The sequence below is a fragment of the Enterobacter sp. CM29 genome (genome assembly GCF_013179605.1).
Classification (GTDB): Bacteria; Pseudomonadota; Gammaproteobacteria; order Enterobacterales; family Enterobacteriaceae; genus Enterobacter; species Enterobacter intestinihominis.
This window is the reverse complement of sequence record NZ_JABMCU010000032.1, coordinates 1-16,719: the sequence shown is the minus strand read 5'-3', so window position 1 is coordinate 16,719 and position 16,719 is coordinate 1. Positions and strand designations below refer to the sequence as shown.

General features: G+C 56.0%; 16 protein-coding genes. 6 read left to right on the top strand and 10 right to left on the bottom strand.

From position 1 onward, the window contains the following. Positions 1-19 precede the first annotated feature (19 nt). From HP459_RS06395 to ulaA, 6 genes are read right to left on the bottom strand one after another with little or no spacing between them, the layout of a single operon-like run. Positions 20-706 carry an L-ribulose-5-phosphate 4-epimerase gene (locus tag HP459_RS06395; RefSeq protein ID WP_171936033.1) on the bottom strand — a complete coding sequence of 229 codons (687 nt, stop codon included), beginning with the start codon at positions 704-706 and terminating at the stop codon, positions 20-22. Further along, positions 699-1,559, bottom strand: a complete 861-nt coding sequence (locus tag HP459_RS06390) for an L-ribulose-5-phosphate 3-epimerase (protein ID WP_022646833.1) — start codon at positions 1,557-1,559, stop codon at positions 699-701. Before HP459_RS06390 ends, HP459_RS06395 begins: the two co-directional genes overlap by 8 nt. A gap of 9 nt (positions 1,560-1,568) precedes the next feature. Further along, positions 1,569-2,219, bottom strand: coding sequence for a 3-keto-L-gulonate-6-phosphate decarboxylase UlaD (gene ulaD, locus HP459_RS06385; protein ID WP_063841707.1), 651 nt, complete (start codon positions 2,217-2,219; stop codon positions 1,569-1,571). Positions 2,220-2,231: 12 nt separating this feature from the next. Continuing rightward, complete coding sequence (ulaC, locus tag HP459_RS06380; protein ID WP_003856024.1) at positions 2,232-2,699, bottom strand: PTS ascorbate transporter subunit IIA; 468 nt, start codon at positions 2,697-2,699, stop codon at positions 2,232-2,234. A 9-nt stretch (positions 2,700-2,708) separates the two neighbouring features. Further along, positions 2,709-3,014, bottom strand: coding sequence for a PTS ascorbate transporter subunit IIB (gene ulaB / locus HP459_RS06375; RefSeq protein ID WP_171936032.1), 306 nt, complete (start codon positions 3,012-3,014; stop codon positions 2,709-2,711). 12 nt (positions 3,015-3,026) lie between these two features. After that, positions 3,027-4,427 carry a PTS ascorbate transporter subunit IIC gene (ulaA, locus tag HP459_RS06370; RefSeq protein ID WP_023305301.1) on the bottom strand — a complete coding sequence of 467 codons (1,401 nt, stop codon included), beginning with the start codon at positions 4,425-4,427 and terminating at the stop codon, positions 3,027-3,029. A 359-nt stretch (positions 4,428-4,786) separates the two neighbouring features. Between ulaA and ulaG the strand changes: the two genes are divergently transcribed. Beyond that, entirely contained in the window at positions 4,787-5,851 is a 1,065-nt protein-coding gene (gene ulaG / locus HP459_RS06365; protein WP_023299142.1) for an L-ascorbate 6-phosphate lactonase, read from the top strand. Positions 5,852-5,960: 109 nt separating this feature from the next. Next, complete coding sequence (gene ulaR, locus HP459_RS06360) at positions 5,961-6,716, top strand: HTH-type transcriptional regulator UlaR (protein WP_171936031.1); 756 nt, start codon at positions 5,961-5,963, stop codon at positions 6,714-6,716. Here ulaR and yjfP read toward each other — a convergent pair. Next, positions 6,713-7,435 (bottom strand): esterase, encoded by a 723-nt coding sequence (gene yjfP / locus HP459_RS06355; protein ID WP_046620999.1) that lies wholly within the window; start codon positions 7,433-7,435, stop codon positions 6,713-6,715. The genes ulaR and yjfP overlap by 4 nt on opposite strands. Positions 7,436-7,572: 137 nt before the next feature. Between yjfP and bsmA the strand changes: the two genes are divergently transcribed. The 3 genes from bsmA (at position 7,573) to HP459_RS06340 (ending at position 10,428) form a co-directional block, all read left to right on the top strand. Further along, the gene (gene bsmA / locus HP459_RS06350) at positions 7,573-7,902 is read left to right on the top strand and encodes a biofilm peroxide resistance protein BsmA (RefSeq protein ID WP_003856011.1); all 330 of its coding nucleotides are present in this window, start codon (positions 7,573-7,575) and stop codon (positions 7,900-7,902) included. 148 nt (positions 7,903-8,050) lie between these two features. Then, positions 8,051-8,326, top strand: coding sequence for a DUF1471 family protease activator YjfN (yjfN, locus tag HP459_RS06345; RefSeq protein ID WP_003856009.1), 276 nt, complete (start codon positions 8,051-8,053; stop codon positions 8,324-8,326). 170 nt (positions 8,327-8,496) lie between these two features. Next, entirely contained in the window at positions 8,497-10,428 is a 1,932-nt protein-coding gene (locus tag HP459_RS06340) for a methyl-accepting chemotaxis protein (RefSeq protein ID WP_063849824.1), read from the top strand. Here the strand turns inward: HP459_RS06340 and HP459_RS06335 are convergent. Further along, positions 10,425-12,047, bottom strand: a complete 1,623-nt coding sequence (locus HP459_RS06335; protein WP_032625196.1) for an isovaleryl-CoA dehydrogenase — start codon at positions 12,045-12,047, stop codon at positions 10,425-10,427. The genes HP459_RS06340 and HP459_RS06335 overlap by 4 nt on opposite strands. 195 nt (positions 12,048-12,242) lie before the next feature. On the opposite strand from HP459_RS06335, the gene HP459_RS06330 reads away from it, so the two are divergent. Then, positions 12,243-13,517, top strand: coding sequence for an MFS transporter (locus HP459_RS06330; RefSeq protein WP_171936030.1), 1,275 nt, complete (start codon positions 12,243-12,245; stop codon positions 13,515-13,517). Positions 13,518-13,608: 91 nt separating this feature from the next. On the opposite strand, the gene rlmB is transcribed toward HP459_RS06330, so the two are convergent. Continuing rightward, the gene (gene rlmB / locus HP459_RS06325) at positions 13,609-14,340 is read right to left on the bottom strand and encodes a 23S rRNA (guanosine(2251)-2'-O)-methyltransferase RlmB (protein WP_003856001.1); all 732 of its coding nucleotides are present in this window, start codon (positions 14,338-14,340) and stop codon (positions 13,609-13,611) included. A 64-nt stretch (positions 14,341-14,404) separates the two neighbouring features. After that, on the bottom strand, positions 14,405-16,719 hold a 2,315-nt coding region (gene rnr, locus HP459_RS06320; RefSeq protein WP_171936029.1), incomplete at its 5' end, for a ribonuclease R.

The window sequence follows — 16,719 nt, the reverse complement described above, 5'->3', positions numbered from 1 at the left end:
GGTATTCCAGAGCACTTATTCACTTCTGCCCGTAATAAGCATTCGGGCCGTGCTTACGCATGAAATGCTTGTTCATCAGGTAATCATCAATGCCCTGAAGCTGTGGGTTAATGCCGCGCGCAATCCACGCCATTCTGGCCACCTCTTCCATCACCACCGCGTTATGCACGGCGTCATGCGCATCTTTACCCCAGGAGAACGGACCATGCTGGTACACCACAATACCCGGCGTATGCAGTGGTTCCGTCTCACCCAGCGTTTCGATAATGACCCTGCCGGTGTTAAGTTCGTACTCGCCTTCGACCTCAGCCTGCGTTAACGCCCGCGTGCAGGGAATATCGCCGAAGAAGTAGTCCGCGTGCGTCGTACCCAAAGCAGGGATCGCCAGCCCGGCCTGTGCCCAGGCGGTGGCGTGCGTGGAATGGGTATGCACAACACCACCCAGGGACGGGTAACGCTGGTACAGCGCCAGATGGGTTGCCGTATCTGAAGAAGGACGCCATTTGCCTTCAACAACGTGTCCTTCCAGGTCAACCACCACCATATCGTCCACTTTCATGGCGTCATAGGCCACGCCGCTCGGCTTAATCACCACCAGCCCCTGATCGCGATCGATGGCGCTTACGTTGCCCCAGGTAAACGTCACCAGTCCATAGCACGGGAGATCCATATTGGCCTCAAAGACCTGCTGTTTCAGCTTAAGCATGTTCCGCCTCCAGTAAGCCTGCCCGCGCCATGCGCTCGCGCACCCAGTCCCGGGCTTTCGCCACTTCTGCCGCCGGGTCGTCCGCGGTTTCGCTCCACATCTCAATCAGGTAAGGTCCGCAATAACCTGTCTGTTTAAGCGTCTGGAAGCACCGTTCGAAATCCACCACCCCGGTGCCGAACGGTACGTTTTTAAACACGCCGGGACGGGTATCTTTTACGTGCACCGCCACGATATGCCCGATGCCCGCCTGAAGCTCCATCTGTACATCGTTATCCCATGCCGACAGGTTGCCGATATCCGGATAAAGCTGGAACCACGGATTGTTCAGATAGTGCGCGTAGCCCAGCGCCTTGCTGATGGAGTTCATCAATGGATAATCCATGATCTCCATCGCCAGCGTCACCTGCGCACGGCTTGCCATCTCAACGCTCTCTTTCAGGCCGTCACGGAAACGACGGCGCGTCTCATCGTTGGCTTCCTGATAGTAAACATCGTAACCCGCCAGTTGGATCACGCGGATGCCAACATCCTGTGCAAAGCGAATGGCTTTACGCATGATCTCCAGCCCTTCGGCGCGTACGGCATCATCTTCGCTGCCAAGCGGAAAACGACGGTGAGCGCTCAGGCACATGGACGGCACGCGCACGCCGGTTTCGGCAATGGCGCTCACCAGCGCCAGACGCTGGTCGCGGCGCCAGTCCAGGCGAGAAAGACGCTCGTCCGTCTCATCCACCGACATTTCGACAAAATCGAAACCCAGCTGCTTCGCCAGCTGTAACCGCTCCAGCCAGCACTCCCCCGCAGGGAGTGCCTTTTCATAGATGCCAAGCGGGACCTGTTTTGACAACATACCCGCTCCTTAACCCCAAAGCTGAGCGATTGAGCGTTTAAACTGACGCGCAGCTTCCACCGGAGATTCCGCATCGCGAATGCTACGACCGGCAATAAAGACGTGGATTGGAATACCCTTGAACAGCGGCAGATCTTCCAGCGCCAGACCACCGGTCACGGTCACTTTGAAGCCCATATCGGCCAGGCGTTTGATCGCGTTGATATCGGCTTCGCCCCACGCCACACCTGCGGCCTGCGCATCACGGCTGCGGTGATAAACCACCTGCTGGATACCCGCTTCGCGCCACTCCTGTGCCTGCTCCCAGGTCCAGAAGCCGGTCAGTTCAATCTGCACGTCGCCGTTGAACTCTCTCGCCACGTCCAGCGCGCCTTTCGCAGTGTTGATATCTGCACAGCAGATCACGGTGACCCAGTCGGCGTTGGCTTCAAAGCACATGCGAGAGAGAATTTTGCCCGCATCGGCAATTTTGGCATCCGCCAGCACGATTTTATGCGGATAGAGCGCCTTCAGGTCACGAACCGCACGAACGCCTTCGCCCACGCATAGAATGGTGCCGACTTCGATGATGTCCACCTCTTCCGCAATCAGACGGGTGGTTTCGTAAGCGTGAGACAGCGTCTGGTTATCCAGCGCGACCTGCAACATTGGTAATGACATTTTCAATTCCTCTTAAACGGCCGCCGCAGTGGCGTTATCAATTAAATCCAGCACGTCCTGCGCGGTACGGCAGGCACGTAAACGGTCAAAATTAGCTTCGTCATCAAACAGGTTAACGATCTGCATGATGCCCACCTCCTGGTGGGTGTTGGCATCGACAGCTGCCATGGTGATCAGAATGTCGACCGGGTCGTTATCTTCGTGGTTGAACACCAGCGGGGTTTTCAGCGTCACCAGCGCAAAACCGGTTTTCTTGACACCCTCTTCCGGGCGGCCATGCGGCATTGCCAGCCCCGGGGCAATCACAAAATAGGGGCCGTGCTGCGCCACGCCATCCAGGATGGCCTGGTAATAACGCGGCTCGACAACGTCCGCCTTAACCAGCAGGTCCACGCTCAGCTTCACCGCTTCCTGCCAGGTACTGGCTTCGGCCTGTAAAAGGATGGAGTTATTCTCAGCCAGCGAATCACGTAGTTTCATGTGGCATCCTTACTTCATGTCTTGTGGGAAGTGCTCTTTGATCACTTCCAGCAGTTTTGGCCCAAAATCCGCAGGCGACAGCATGTTGCGCACGCCTACCACGTATTTGTTGCCCGACACGCTAATCTCGCCGGCAATGTGCGTTGAAGCGATGATGATGTCCGCGCCGTTCAGTTCACTTTTGTATTCACCCACTGCGCAGCTGTTCACCGTGTGGTCAATGTTTGACTGGGTTAAAAACTGGTCCACTTTCATTTTCATGATCATGGAGCTTCCTTGCCCATTGCCACACACAGCCAGGATACGTACGGTCATAATCGAAACTCCTTAGTGAGCAGAAACTTCTGCTGTTTGTTTTTCCGCATCTTCTTCAGCTCGCAGCGAACGGCCAGCGAAGAACATATAAGTCAGTGCAATCAGGATGATGACGGCCATAAAGACCAGCCCGACGGACGCAAAGCCCTGCATCATCGGCGGCGCCAGAATTGACCAGTCCGCCATGCCCATCCAGGCGCTCATGCCGGTGAGCTTGACCGCCCACACGCACCCGAAGATCTCAACCATGCCCATCACCAGGCAGATCTTGAGCGCGGCGCGCCATCCGCCGAAGTGGTTAGCAAACACGCCGATAGTGGCGTTGGAGAAGAACATCGGGATAAAGCCAGGAATAATCAGGATTGAGGAGCCACAGCCCACCAGGATGCCGACCGCAATCAGCTGGCCGATGGTGCCCCACATAAAGCCCCAGACGACGGCGTTTGGCGCAAAGCTATAGATAGCCGCACAGTCAATCGCCAGCACCGCGCCAGGGATCAGGCGCTGAGAGATACCGTTGAACGCTTCCGACAGCTCGGCGACGAACATACGCACGCCCTGAGTGATGATGAAAATGGCCACGGCAAAGGAGAAACCGGTTTGCAGGATATAGACCGTCCAGTGGGTTTTACCCGCCATCACCTGCACCACGTCAATGCCAAAGGAGAGCAGGATGGCACCGAAGAAAAGGGTCATCACAATCGCCGTGGAGACGATGTTGTCGTGGAAGATATTCAACCAGCCAGGCAATTTGAGGTCTTCAACACTCTCCTCTTTTTTACCCAGGTACGGTGCAACTTTGTACGCAATCCAGGAGGCGAACTGCTGCTGGTGACCGATGGAGAAGCCGCAGCCGTCAGTAACGTCCTGCGTTGGCTTATACATCATGTTGGAGGTGATGCCCCAGTAAAGCGAGACCAGCACTGCCGTGCAGATGACCGTGGTCCACATTGGGTAGCCGAAGATATAGAGAGAAACGGCAATCAGCCCCGCCTGCTGGAACATGATGTGCCCGGTGAGCATGATGGTGCGAATACCGGTGATGCGGCGCAGGAGCACGTAAATGATGTTCAGCGCCAGCGCGAGCAGTACCGCATACCCAACCCAGCTGTACGCATCCCCCATGCGATCGATGGTGGCCATCATGGACGCGTAAGTGTCAGAGATGGCGCCGTTAATGCCATATACCTCAGACATTTTGGCAACGACCGGCTTAAACGTGCTGGTCAGAATGCCAGACCCCGCCTGCAACAGCATAAAACCAATGATGGTTTTGATGGTGCCTTTGATAATCACGCTGACGCTTTTGCGCAGCAGGATGTACCCCAGGCACGTCACGATACCCAGCAACAGCGGGGCGTTGGTCATTACCTGATTAAAGAAAACGGTAAAGACGTTGTAGAGGATCTCCATAACTCTCTCCAGAAAATGAGAACACGAGGGGCAATCCCTGTGTGGTTGGTGTCATCACTCTATTAATCACAAATAATCACCACAAGATTGCATTTGATTATTTGTGACGGATCACGCAATTTATTTCCATGGAGTTAGTAATGATTTTCACTACCGATCCAGAAAGATAAATAAATTCTTAATTTTCAATATATTAATTATATGTAGCGGTTATCTTAACAACGACGAAGTGTATTTTCTGTGATGTGGCGAGGGGAATTTTCCGCAAATCAGCCATTGCAAATCGATTCAAACAGTGACAGCATTAATCACAACAAGTCACAGCATGATTACTTTTGATTAAAACCAGGAGTCAAACGATGAGTAAAGTGAAAACCATCACCCGTGAATCATGGATTTTGAGTACCTTTCCGGAGTGGGGTAGCTGGCTGAACGAAGAGATCGAGCAGGAACAGGTTGCTCCTGGCACATTTGCGATGTGGTGGCTTGGATGCACCGGGATCTGGCTGAAATCAGAAGGCGGCGCCAACATTTGTGTTGATTTCTGGTGCGGCACCGGCAAACAGAGCCACGGCAATCCACTGATGAAAAAAGGCCACCAGATGCAGCGTATGGCCGGCGTTGAAAAGCTCCAGCCGAACCTGCGCACCACGCCTTTTGTGCTTGATCCTTTCGCCATTCGCCAGATCGACGCCGTTCTTTCTACCCACGATCACAACGATCATATCGACGTGAACGTGGCGGCAGCGGTAATGCAAAACTGCGCGGACGACGTACCCTTTATCGGGCCGCAGACCTGCGTGGATTTGTGGATTGGCTGGGGCGTGCCAAAAGAGCGCTGCATTGTGATGAAGCCGGGCGACGTGGTGAAAATCAAAGACGTTGAAATTCACGCGCTGGATGCCTTTGATCGCACCGCGCTGATCACCCTGCCTGCCGACCAGAAAGCCGCAGGCGTACTGCCAGACGGGATGGACGAGCGCGCAGTGAACTACCTGTTCAAAACGCCTGGCGGTTCCCTGTATCACAGCGGTGACTCTCACTACTCCAACTACTACGCGAAGCACGGTAACGAGCACCAGATTGACGTGGCGCTTGGCTCTTACGGTGAAAACCCGCGAGGGATTACCGACAAAATGACCAGCGCGGACATGCTGCGCATGGCCGAAGCGCTGAACACCAAAGTGGTGATCCCCTTCCACCACGATATCTGGTCAAACTTCCAGGCCGATCCGCAAGAGATCCGCGTCCTGTGGGAGATGAAAAAAGACCGACTCAAGTATGGTTTCAAGCCGTTCATCTGGCAGGTTGGCGGCAAGTTCACCTGGCCGCTGGATAAAGACAATCTCGAGTACCACTACCCGCGTGGTTTTGATGATTGCTTCACCATTGAGCCAGACCTGCCGTTCAAGTCCTTCCTCTGATTGTGCAGCCAATCGCCAGACACCGTGTCTGGCGATGTCATATTTAATTTAGTAATTTCATGCTATTTCAAATATCATCTTTTCAAATCAATTCTTTTCGGAATAGCTCATGACGGAAGCGCAACGGCATCAAATTTTACTGGAACTCCTGGCGCAAACAGGGTTTATCACCGTCGAGAAAGTGATCGAACGTTTAGGGATCTCCCCTGCTACCGCGCGGCGGGACATTAACAAGCTGGATGAAAGCGGCAAGCTGAAAAAAGTCCGCAACGGCGCAGAGGCCATCAGCCAGCAGCGTCCACGCTGGACGCCGATGAATATTCACCAGGCGCTGAATCACGATGAAAAGGTGCGGATTGCCAGAGCGGCATCACAGCTGGTGAATCCCGGTGAGAGCGTGGTGATCAACTGCGGTTCGACAGCGTTTTTACTGGGCCGTGAGATGTGCGGCAAGCCGGTGCAAATCATTACCAACTATCTGCCGCTGGCCAACTATCTCATTGACCAGGAACATGAAAGCGTGGTGATCATGGGCGGTCAGTATAACAAGAGCCAGTCCATAACCCTTAGCCCGCAGGACAGTGAAAACAGCCTCTACGCCGGGCACTGGATGTTTACCAGCGGCAAAGGCCTGACGGCGGATGGCCTGTATAAAACCGATATGCTCACCGCAATGGCAGAGCAGAACATGCTCAACGTGGTGGGTAAACTGGTGGTGCTGGTCGACAGCAGCAAGGTCGGTGAACGCGCCGGCATGCTTTTCAGCCGCGCCGAGCAAATCAGCATGGTGATCACCGGCAAAAACGCCAACCCCGAGATCCTCAGCAAGCTCGAGGATCAGGGTGTCACGGTGCTGCGCGTTTAAAGGTGCTGACGGAAAAACTCCACGGTGGCTTCCAGCGCAGCCGGAGTAATACGGTGCCGGACACCGGCACCCCACAGGCAGGTCAGATTGCTGTCCAGCCCTTCACGCTGTAGCACCTGTTGCAGACGGAACGTTTCACCGGGCGGTACGACATCGTCGGCATCCCCATGCCACAGCAGCAGGGGACGATCGGCCAGCTGTGAAAGCGCATGGCTGACGTCCCATTCAGACAACAGGGCCTCAATCTCCTGAGGTGCCTGCGGCGGGAACAGCGTCTTTGCCAGTGACATAAAGTAGCCCGATCCCATCAGGCAAGCCACGGACGTCACCTCCGGATGCCTGGCCATGATCCCCAGCGCCGTCATTCCGCCCATTGATGCGCCTGCGACCGCCAGCCGTTTCCCCTCCACCAGCCCGGCCTGTAAAAGCGCGTCACGCAGCCCGGCGAACTCGGTCAGATTGCCGTGCAGCGTTTGCCAGAACAGCCCCAGCCGCGCCTGTTCATCGCCCGTAAAGCGTGCCCCATGATTCGGCGCATCAGGCATGACCACCCGGAAACCGGCCTGCGCCAGCGCGACGGCAAAATAGCTGTAGACCAGCTTTGAGGAGAGAAAGCCATGATAGAAAACTACCGTCGGCAGCGGCTGTTCACCTTTACCAGCCGGAAAAGCATGGATGATTTCATGCTCACTAAGCAGGCGAGTTTCAATTTCAATCATTGTCGATCCTGTGCTGATGAATGATTCATAATGTTGAGAGCTGGATTACGGTTTCACGATATTTTCATTCGAAATCTACGTCCCAGATAACACTTCGGGAACATTCCCCCAAAACTAAATTCGCAGACCACTACACTATGGCTATCAGGAAAAGAGACAGGTTTATGCGCAGGCTTACCGCTTTATTGCTGGTCTCACTGCTCAGCGGATGTTCCGTATTGCAGGGTACGCCAGAACCGGCACCGCCGGTTACCGATCATCCTCAGGAAATTCGTCGTAATCAGACGGAAGGATTACAACGCCTGGGAACCGTATCCGCGATGGTTCGCGGTTCACCGGATGATGCAGAAGACGCAATTGAAGCACAGGCCGTTGCCGCAAAAGCAGATTATTACGTCATCACGATGATTGATGAAACCATTATTACGGGACAGTGGTATGCACAAGGCATTTTGTACCGTAAGTGAGCATCATCATTTGAACGACCTTTACACTGCTTTGCGTCCGTAGACATTTTCCTGTCCACAATAAACTCCATGCCAGCAACAATGGAAATGAGTTTATTCGCGAAGGATTGCCCGGCGGATACCGGAGACACGTGAAAAGGAGCTGACGATGAAACGAACCCTTGCTTTAACGACGCTATTGCTTTCAGCGGGCCTGCTGAGCACCACGGCGCAGTCGGCTGAATTTGCCAGCGCGGATTGCGTCACGGGCCTGAATGAGATTGGTCAGATCTCCGTCAATAATATCACGGGGAGTCCGCAAGACGTTGAACGTGTCGTCGCCCTGAAGGCGGATGAACAGGGCGCATCCTGGTATCGTATCGTCCAGATGCAGGAAGATCACCATGTTAATCACTGGCGCGTGCAGGCCATTCTTTATGCATAATCCCCTCCGATAAAAGCCACTTAATTTTAGTGGCTTTTCACTTTTGCAAATTTTTTATCTCTCCAGAAACTCAATAAAAACAAACGCGTAACATTCAGTTACATTAAACAGATAAACGTTCTCTCCGCTCTGCCGTTGAACAGCCATCACTTTTCAATAATGAGCAATTTATGATCACCTTTTTCCGCCGGGCAGGACTGGGCACGAAGCTATCGCTGCTAACAGCTGTAAGTGTCGCTACGCTTTTTTTGCTGTTCACTTTCCTGTTGAGCCACAACGCCAGCCAGCAGCTTGAAGATCTTGCGGTTGAAGACCTGCATAACCAGTCCAACGGCATGGTGGATATGGTAGAGATGTTCAACACCAGCCTGAGCGAAGAAGTTGAAAGCTATACCCGTCTGTTCACCACCTTTTTGCCACAGCCATTGAACAGCGACAGTAGCCAGAGCCGGACCATAAATGGGCTTACCGTTCCTTTGCTGAAAGGCGGCGAAACGGAGTTGCATGAAAACAATACGCTTTCTGATGACTTCCTGAGCCGAACGGGAGCCATCTCGACGCTGTTTGTCCGCAGCGGTAACGATTTTGTCCGCGTGGCGACGTCGCTGCGCAAAGAGAATGGCGACCGCGCCATCGGAACCGTTCTTGATACCACCAGCCCGGCATTTGCCGCCGTCACTAAAGGGGAGGTCTATCGTGGCCTCGCGCTGCTGTTCGGCAAGCGCTATATCACGCAGTACCAGCCTGTTAAGAATGCGGAAGGCCAGGTTATCGGGATTATCTTTGTCGGCGTGGACATCACCCATTCGTGGAACGTCATGCGCGAGAAAATCCTTAACCGTCGTCTGGGCGAGAGCGGTCACTTCTTTGTACTGGATCGCAGTAGCGGCAAAACGCGCGGACAGTATCTGTTCCATGCCAGCGAAGAGGGCAAACTGCCTAACTGGGACACGGCGACACAGCAGCAGCTTCTGAGTGATAAAGCCGGCACGCTGGAACGCGTGAGCGCGGATGGCCGTACGCTCAAAGTTGCCTACACGCCGCTGCCGGGCTGGAACTGGACCATCGTGGGTGAAGTGGATAAAGCCGTACTGCTTTCAAGCGTCACCACACTGCGCGATCGCTTCCTGATGGCGGGCGTGGTGCTATCCGCTCTCTTCGCGGGCCTGTTCGTTATCCTCATTCGCCGGATGCTAACCCGCCCACTGCGCGAGGTGATCGCGCTTGCCCGGCAGTATGCCGCAGGCGATCTGCGCGCCAGCCTGCCGGTTACCCGCCAGGATGAAGTCGGCCAGCTGATTGACGCCATCAACGGGATCGGGGAAGGCCTGCAAAAAATTGTGTTGCAGGTCCGCGAGGCCGCAAGCGAGATCCATCTGGGGACTAACGCGCTGGCTTCAGACACCGGCGAGATCTCTGAACAGATCAACAAGCAGGCCAGCAGCGTTGAGGAGACCTCCGCCAGCATGGAGCAATTAGCCGCCACCGTGCAGCAAAATGCCGCCAACATGGAGCAAACGCAGCAGCTGGTGGGTGAAACCTCGCGCGCGGTGCATCAGGGTGGAGAGACGGTGACCCACGCAGTCTCCACCATGGATGATATTCGCGATGCATCGAAACGCATTGAAGACATCACCCGCGTGATTGAGTCCATCGCTTTCCAGACCAATATCCTGGCGCTCAATGCGGCGGTTGAAGCGGCGCGGGCGGGCGAGCACGGGAAAGGTTTCGCAGTGGTGGCACAAGAGGTACGCGCCCTGGCCGCACGCAGCGCCAACGCGGTAAAAGAGATTGAACAGCTGATTGGGGATACGCTGAACAAGGTGAGCGAAGGCCATGCGCTGTCTGAGCAGACGCGTCTGGCGATGGATGCCATCATTGTTCATATCGATAACATCAGCCAGCTTGTCACTGAGATCAACCACGCCTCCCGCGAGCAGTCGGCGGGAATTGGCCAGGTGAATCTGGCAATGACGCACATCGGTGAGGCATCGCACATCAATGCCGATCGCATCTCACGCAGCGAGCAGACAGCACAGACGCTGCGCGAGAAGGGTTCACATCTCACCCGGCTGGTGAGCCTGTTCCAGCTGAAGGCTTAACCGACCCGGCCCGTGGCGCGCAGCAGCAGGTCGTTTTGCACCTGCTCGCTCATCAGCGTGCCGCCCCGGGTATCCAGCATCATGCGGCACCACGCCTGCGCCACGGGCGGCGATGCGTGCCGCAGTATTTGACTTCCGGCCCCGAGTAAAAAGAGCTGCTGCGCGATCTCCCTGCCCTGCGCTTCCTGCGGTTTCCGCAGCTTCTGCTGTAGCTGACGCCAGCTGCGATCGAAGTGCCTGTCCTGACCTTTGACCTGCGCGAAATCATCGGCGAGCAGGTCGAGAATGCCCGGCTGCTTCGCCAGCACGCGCAGTACATCCAGGCACATAATATTGCCAGAGCCTTCCCAGATGCTGTTGACGGGCATTTCACGGTACAACCGCGGAAGCTCACTCTCTTCGCAATAGCCTGCACCGCCCAGCACCTCCATTGCCTCTGCCACAAACGGTATACCCGCTTTGCAGACGCTGTATTTTGCCGCCGGAGTGAAAAGCCGCGCCCATGCGGCTTCCTGCGGGTCGTTGCGGTTGTCCCACGCCCGTGCGAGTCGGAACAGCAGTGCCGTGTGTCCCTCCAGCACCAGCGCCATACGGCTTAGCACGTCGCGCATTAACGGCTGGTCGATCAGATTTTTGCCGAAGGTCTGCCGCTGATGGGCATGATAAAGCGCCACCGAGAGCGCACGGCGCATCAGTCCGTGGCTGCCCAGCGCGCAGTCAAAGCGCGTCAGCCCGCCCATCTTCAGAATTTGCCGGACGCCTTCCCCCTCTTCGCCCAGCAGCCAGCCGGAAGCATCAAGAAATTCAGCCTCACTGCTGGCATTTGAGCGGTTGCCGAGCTTGTCCTTCAGACGCTCAAGGCGCACGGCATTACGTTGCCCGTCGGGTAAGAAACGCGGGACAAAAAAGCAGGACAACCCGCCCTTCGCCTGCGCCAGCACCAGATGCGCATCGCTCTGCGGCACGGAGAAAAACCATTTGTGCCCCACCAGTCGGTAACTGCCATCGCTGCATTTCTCTGCTTTGGTAGTATTACTGAGTACGTCCGAACCGCCCTGCTTTTCCGTCATCCCCATGCCGATCAGCAGGCCGCGCTTTTGCGCCCCCGGCGCGAGATGGGGGTCGTAGCGATCGCTCATTAGCGGCGTTAACCACTCATGAAACGGTTTGGGCAGCGACTGTTGCAACAGCGGCGTGGCCGCAAAGGTCATGGTCACCGGGCAAAGCGTTCCCGCCTCCACCTGAGCATGAAGTACGAAACGCGCGGCCCTGGCGACGAACGATCCTTTCCGCACCTCCTCCTCCCACGCCAGGTTGTGCACCCGGTTGGCGCAAAGCCCCTGCATCAGAAGATGCCATGCCGGATGAAAGCGGACGTCATCCAGCCTCGCTCCCGTGGCGTCATAACGCAGCAGCTCCGGCGGATTAACGTTCGCCAGTCTGCCCAGCTCCAGCGACTCTGCCGTACCCAACTGCTGGCCGATGCTGGCAAGAAGATCCACATCCCACTCAGCCCCTTCGCGCGCTACCGCATCGCGCAGGGCGCAATCAGAGAGAAAAAGGTTGCTGTTCGATAGCGGTGCAGGTTGATTAAAAACGGTATGTGTCTGCCAGTGCATGCTGTCTCCCTCCTTTCATTGGCAATAAAGATAAGTATGGACAGAGAGCATGCACGCTGCATGGGAGGGGGGTCACACGATGACGATCGTGTTGATATCATTCGTGAAATAGCTCACAGAACATAAGAATAAACTATTTCATTACTTCACTAATGCTGAATAATTTATTCTTACCCCGTTTTTGTGAGGATCGTTATGCAACAGGATGCGCACAAGCGTGCATTAATTGCAGGCTCCATCGGTAATTTCATCGAGTGGTATGAATTTGCGGTCTATGGTTTTCTGGCAACGGTGATTGCCAGAAACTTCTTCCAGCTTGAGGGGGAAGCGGAGCTCACCAGCCTGATCCTCACCTGGGCCTCATTCGCCATCGCTTTCTTATTCCGCCCGCTGGGTGCGGTGGTCTTTGGCCGCATTGGCGACAGGATTGGCCGTAAACCGACGCTGATTATTGTGCTGGTATTGATGACGCTCGCCACCGCTGCCATCGGTATTGTGCCGGTCTACGCCAGTATCGGGATTGCCGCGCCGCTGATCGTTACACTCCTGCGTATTCTGCAAGGACTGTTCGCGGGCGGTGAGTATGGCGGCGCGGTCTCGTTGATGACGGAGTTCGCCCCGCGCGGCAAGCGCGGTCTTTACGGGGCATGGCAGTCCTTCACCGTGGCGCTCGGGCTGTTAGCAGGCGCAGGCATTGTCGCGTTGCTCTCTGCCCTTCTCTCCCCTGAAGCCTTGCACGACTGGGGCTGGCGCATTCCGTTCTTCCTGGCGTTGCCGATGGGTGCGGTCGCGCTATGGTTGCGGGTAAGCATGGAAGAGACACCGAGCTTTGTGCAGCAACGGGAAAAACCGGTTGTTACTCAGGCCAGCACCGCCGCCACGTTCAAAACCATTCTGATGGGCATTGGTCGCGTGATGGTCTGGTCTGCGGCGGGTTATACCTATCTGGTGATTATGCCGACCTATCTGCAATCTGCGCTGCACACCGGTTTTAACCAGGCGCTGCTGATTGCGGTGATTTCTAACATTGGGTTTGCGTTCACGATCATTCCGTCGGGCATGCTGAGCGACAGGATCGGGCGGCGGACGGTGATGATTATCGCCACCGTGCTCCTGCTGATCCTCGCCCTGCCGCTGCTGAAAATTTTGCAGGCGGAGTCCAGCACGCTGGCTGTCAAAGCGATTGTGGTGCTGATTGCTGGAGGTCTGGTTGGGATGCTGGCAGGGCCGGGGCCGGCTATGCTGTCTGAGATGTTCCCGACGCGCGTGCGTTATACCGGGCTTGGGCTGGCCTATTCTCTGTCGAATGCGATCTTCTCGGGCTGTGCGGGGCTGATCATTACCGGGCTGATTAAAGAGACGGGCAATCTGGATATTCCGGCGTACTACGTGATGGCAACGGCGGTGGTGAGTATTTTCGCGCTGATGACGCTGAGAAAGGATGACCATTTGTGGTCGTTAGAGGAGTGAGATTGTTGCCCGGTGGCGCTGCGCTTACCGGGCCTACGGTACCATGCTTTTGTAGGCCGGGTAAGGCGAAGCCGCCACCCGGCACAACAGGCTACCCGCGCTGACGCACCGCTTCAAACAGGCAGATACCCGTCGCAACAGAAACATTCAGGGACGACACGCTGCCCGCCATCGGAATGCTGATCAGCTCATCGCAGTGCTCGCGGGTCAGGCGACGCATGCCTTCACCTTCTGCCCCCATCACCAGCGCCATACGGCCGGTCATTTTGCTCTGATACAGAGTGTGATCCGCTTCACCGGCCGTGCCGACGATCCAGATATTCTCTTCCTGCAACAGACGCATGGTGCGCGCCAGGTTAGTCACGCGGATCAGCGGAACGTTTTCCGCCGCGCCGCAGGCCACTTTTTTAGCGGTAGCGTTAAGCTGCGCGGAACGATCTCTTGGCACAATTACCGCATGCACGCCTGCTGCATCGGCGCTACGCAGGCACGCGCCCAGGTTGTGCGGGTCGGTTACGCCATCGAGGATCAGGAAGAACGGGTTATCCAGCTCAGCGATCAGATCCGGCAGATCGTTCTCTTGATACTGACGGCCCGGCTTCACGCGCGCGATAATGCCCTGGTGTACAGCACCTTCGCTTTTCTCATCCAGATACTGACGGTTCGCCAGCTGGATCACGACGCCCTGCGCTTCCAGCGCGTGGATCAGCGGCATCAGACGTTTGTCTTCACGCCCTTTCAGAATAAAAACTTCCTGAAAACGCTCCGGCGCGCGCTCCAGCAGGGCCTGCACCGCGTGGATGCCGTAAATCATTTCACTCATTGATGGTTCTCGTAATAAATATTGTCCCTCTCCCCGTTGGGGAGAGGGTCAGGGTGAGGGGAAATTACTCCGCCTGCTGTTTCTTCGCCGCGCGCTTCGCTTTGGTTGCGGCCGCTATTTTTTGGGTCTTGGTCGACGGTTTTTTCGCTTTACGAGCGTCTTTTTTCGCCGCCTTGGGCTTCTGCTGCTTCTCGCCACGGAAGGCGCTGTCTGGCTCAAAGTTTACTCTTTTACCTGCCTGACGTCGCTTGCCGCCCGCTTTACCGTTGCCGCCTTTTTTCGCTTTCTCACGCTCGGTTTTCCCGACGTTACGCGGAGCCCGTTCGCTGGAGATGAGGCTGAAGTCGATTTTACGGTCGTCCATATTCACGGCTTCTACCTTCACTTCCACCCGATCGCCCAGACGGTAGGTCTGACCGCCGGATTCACCGATCAGACGTTGTCCGACCTGGTCGAAGCGGTAGTAATCGTTATCAAGGCTGGAAACGTGCACCAGACCGTCGATAAACAGCTCATCCAGACGTACGAAGAAGCCAAAGCCGGTGACGCTGGCAATCACACCTTTAAAGACGTTACCCACCTGATCCAGCATAAAGTCACACTTCAGCCAGTCCGCCACGTCGCGCGTTGCTTCATCCGCACGACGCTCGGTCATGGAACAGTGCTGGCCCAGTTGCAGCATCTCTTCCATGGAGTAGTGATACCCACCGGTTTCGGTCGTATTGCCTTTGTGACCCTGCTCGTGCGCCAGCAGATGCTTGATCGCACGGTGCAGGGACAGATCCGGATAACGGCGAATCGGCGAGGTAAAGTGCGCATACGACTGTAACGCCAGACCAAAGTGGCCCCGGTTTTCCGGATCGTAAATCGCCTGCTTCATGGAACGCAGCAGCATGGTTTGCAGCATTTCCGCGTCAGGACGATCGCTGATGGATTCCAGCAGCTCGGCATAATCGCGTGGCTCAGGCTTATTGCCGCCAGGCAGTTCCAGGCCGAGTTCGGCCAGCACGGAACGGAACGAGGTTACGGCTTCCGTGGTTGGCTTATCGTGAATACGGAACAGAGCAGGCTCTTTGGCTTTCTCAACGAAACGTGCCGCCGAGATGTTCGCCAGGATCATACACTCTTCAATCAGCTTGTGCGCATCGTTACGCTGAGTCTGCTCGATTCGCTCGATACGACGCTCAGCGTTAAAGATGAATTTCGCCTCTTCACTCTCAAACGAAATCCCACCGCGCTCTTCGCGCGCCTGATCCAGCGTTTTGTAGAGGTTGTGCAGCTCTTCGATGTGTTTGACCAGCGGCGCGTACTGTTCGCGAAGATCCTGATCGCCCTGCAACATATGCCAGACCTTGGTATAGGTCAGGCGCGCATGAGAACTCATCACCGCTTCGTAGAACTTATAGCCCGTCAGACGACCCTTGCTGGAGATGGTCATTTCGCAGACCATACACAGGCGGTCCACCTGCGGGTTGAGGGAACACAGGCCGTTAGAGAGCACTTCTGGCAGCATCGGTACAACCTGCGACGGGAAGTAGACCGACGTACCGCGGCTGCGCGCTTCGTTATCCAGCGGCGTGTGTGGACGTACGTAATAACTCACATCCGCGATAGCCACCCACAGACGCCAGCCACCACCGCGTTTTTTCTCACAGTACACGGCATCATCGAAGTCGCGGGCGTCTTCACCATCAATGGTGACCAGCGGCAGATCGCGCAGATCCACGCGGCCTGCTTTGGACTCTTCCGGCACTTCTTCACGCAGGTTTTCGATCTGGTCTTCAACCGCTTTCGGCCAGACGTAAGGAATTTCATGGGTGCGCAGCGCCATATCAACGGCCATGCCGGTGCCCATGTTATCGCCCAGCACTTCGACGATTTTACCTACCGCTTTGGTACGGCGGGTCGGGCGCTGGGTAAGTTCAACCACTACCACAAAGCCCATGCGTGCGCCCATCACCTCTTCAGGCGGGATGAGAATGTCGAAGCTCAGACGGCTGTCGTCCGGCACCACAAAGCCTACGCCCGCATCGGTAAAGTAACGGCCTACAATCTGGCTGGTTTTCGGCACCAGCACGCGGACCACGCGCGCTTCGCGGCGGCCTTTACGATCTGCACCCAGCGGCTGCGCCAGGATCTGGTCGCCGTGAATACACATCTTCATCTGTTCGGATGAGAGGTACAGGTCGTCTTTACGGCCTTCCACGCGCAGGAAGCCGAAGCCATCGCGATGACCAATAACGGTGCCTTTCAGCAGATCGAGGCGTTCTGGCAGCGCGTAGCACTGGCGACGAGTAAAGACCAGCTGGCCGTCGCGCTCCATGGCGCGCAGGCGGCGGCGAAGGGCTTCAATTTGCTCTTCACCCTCAATGTTTAATT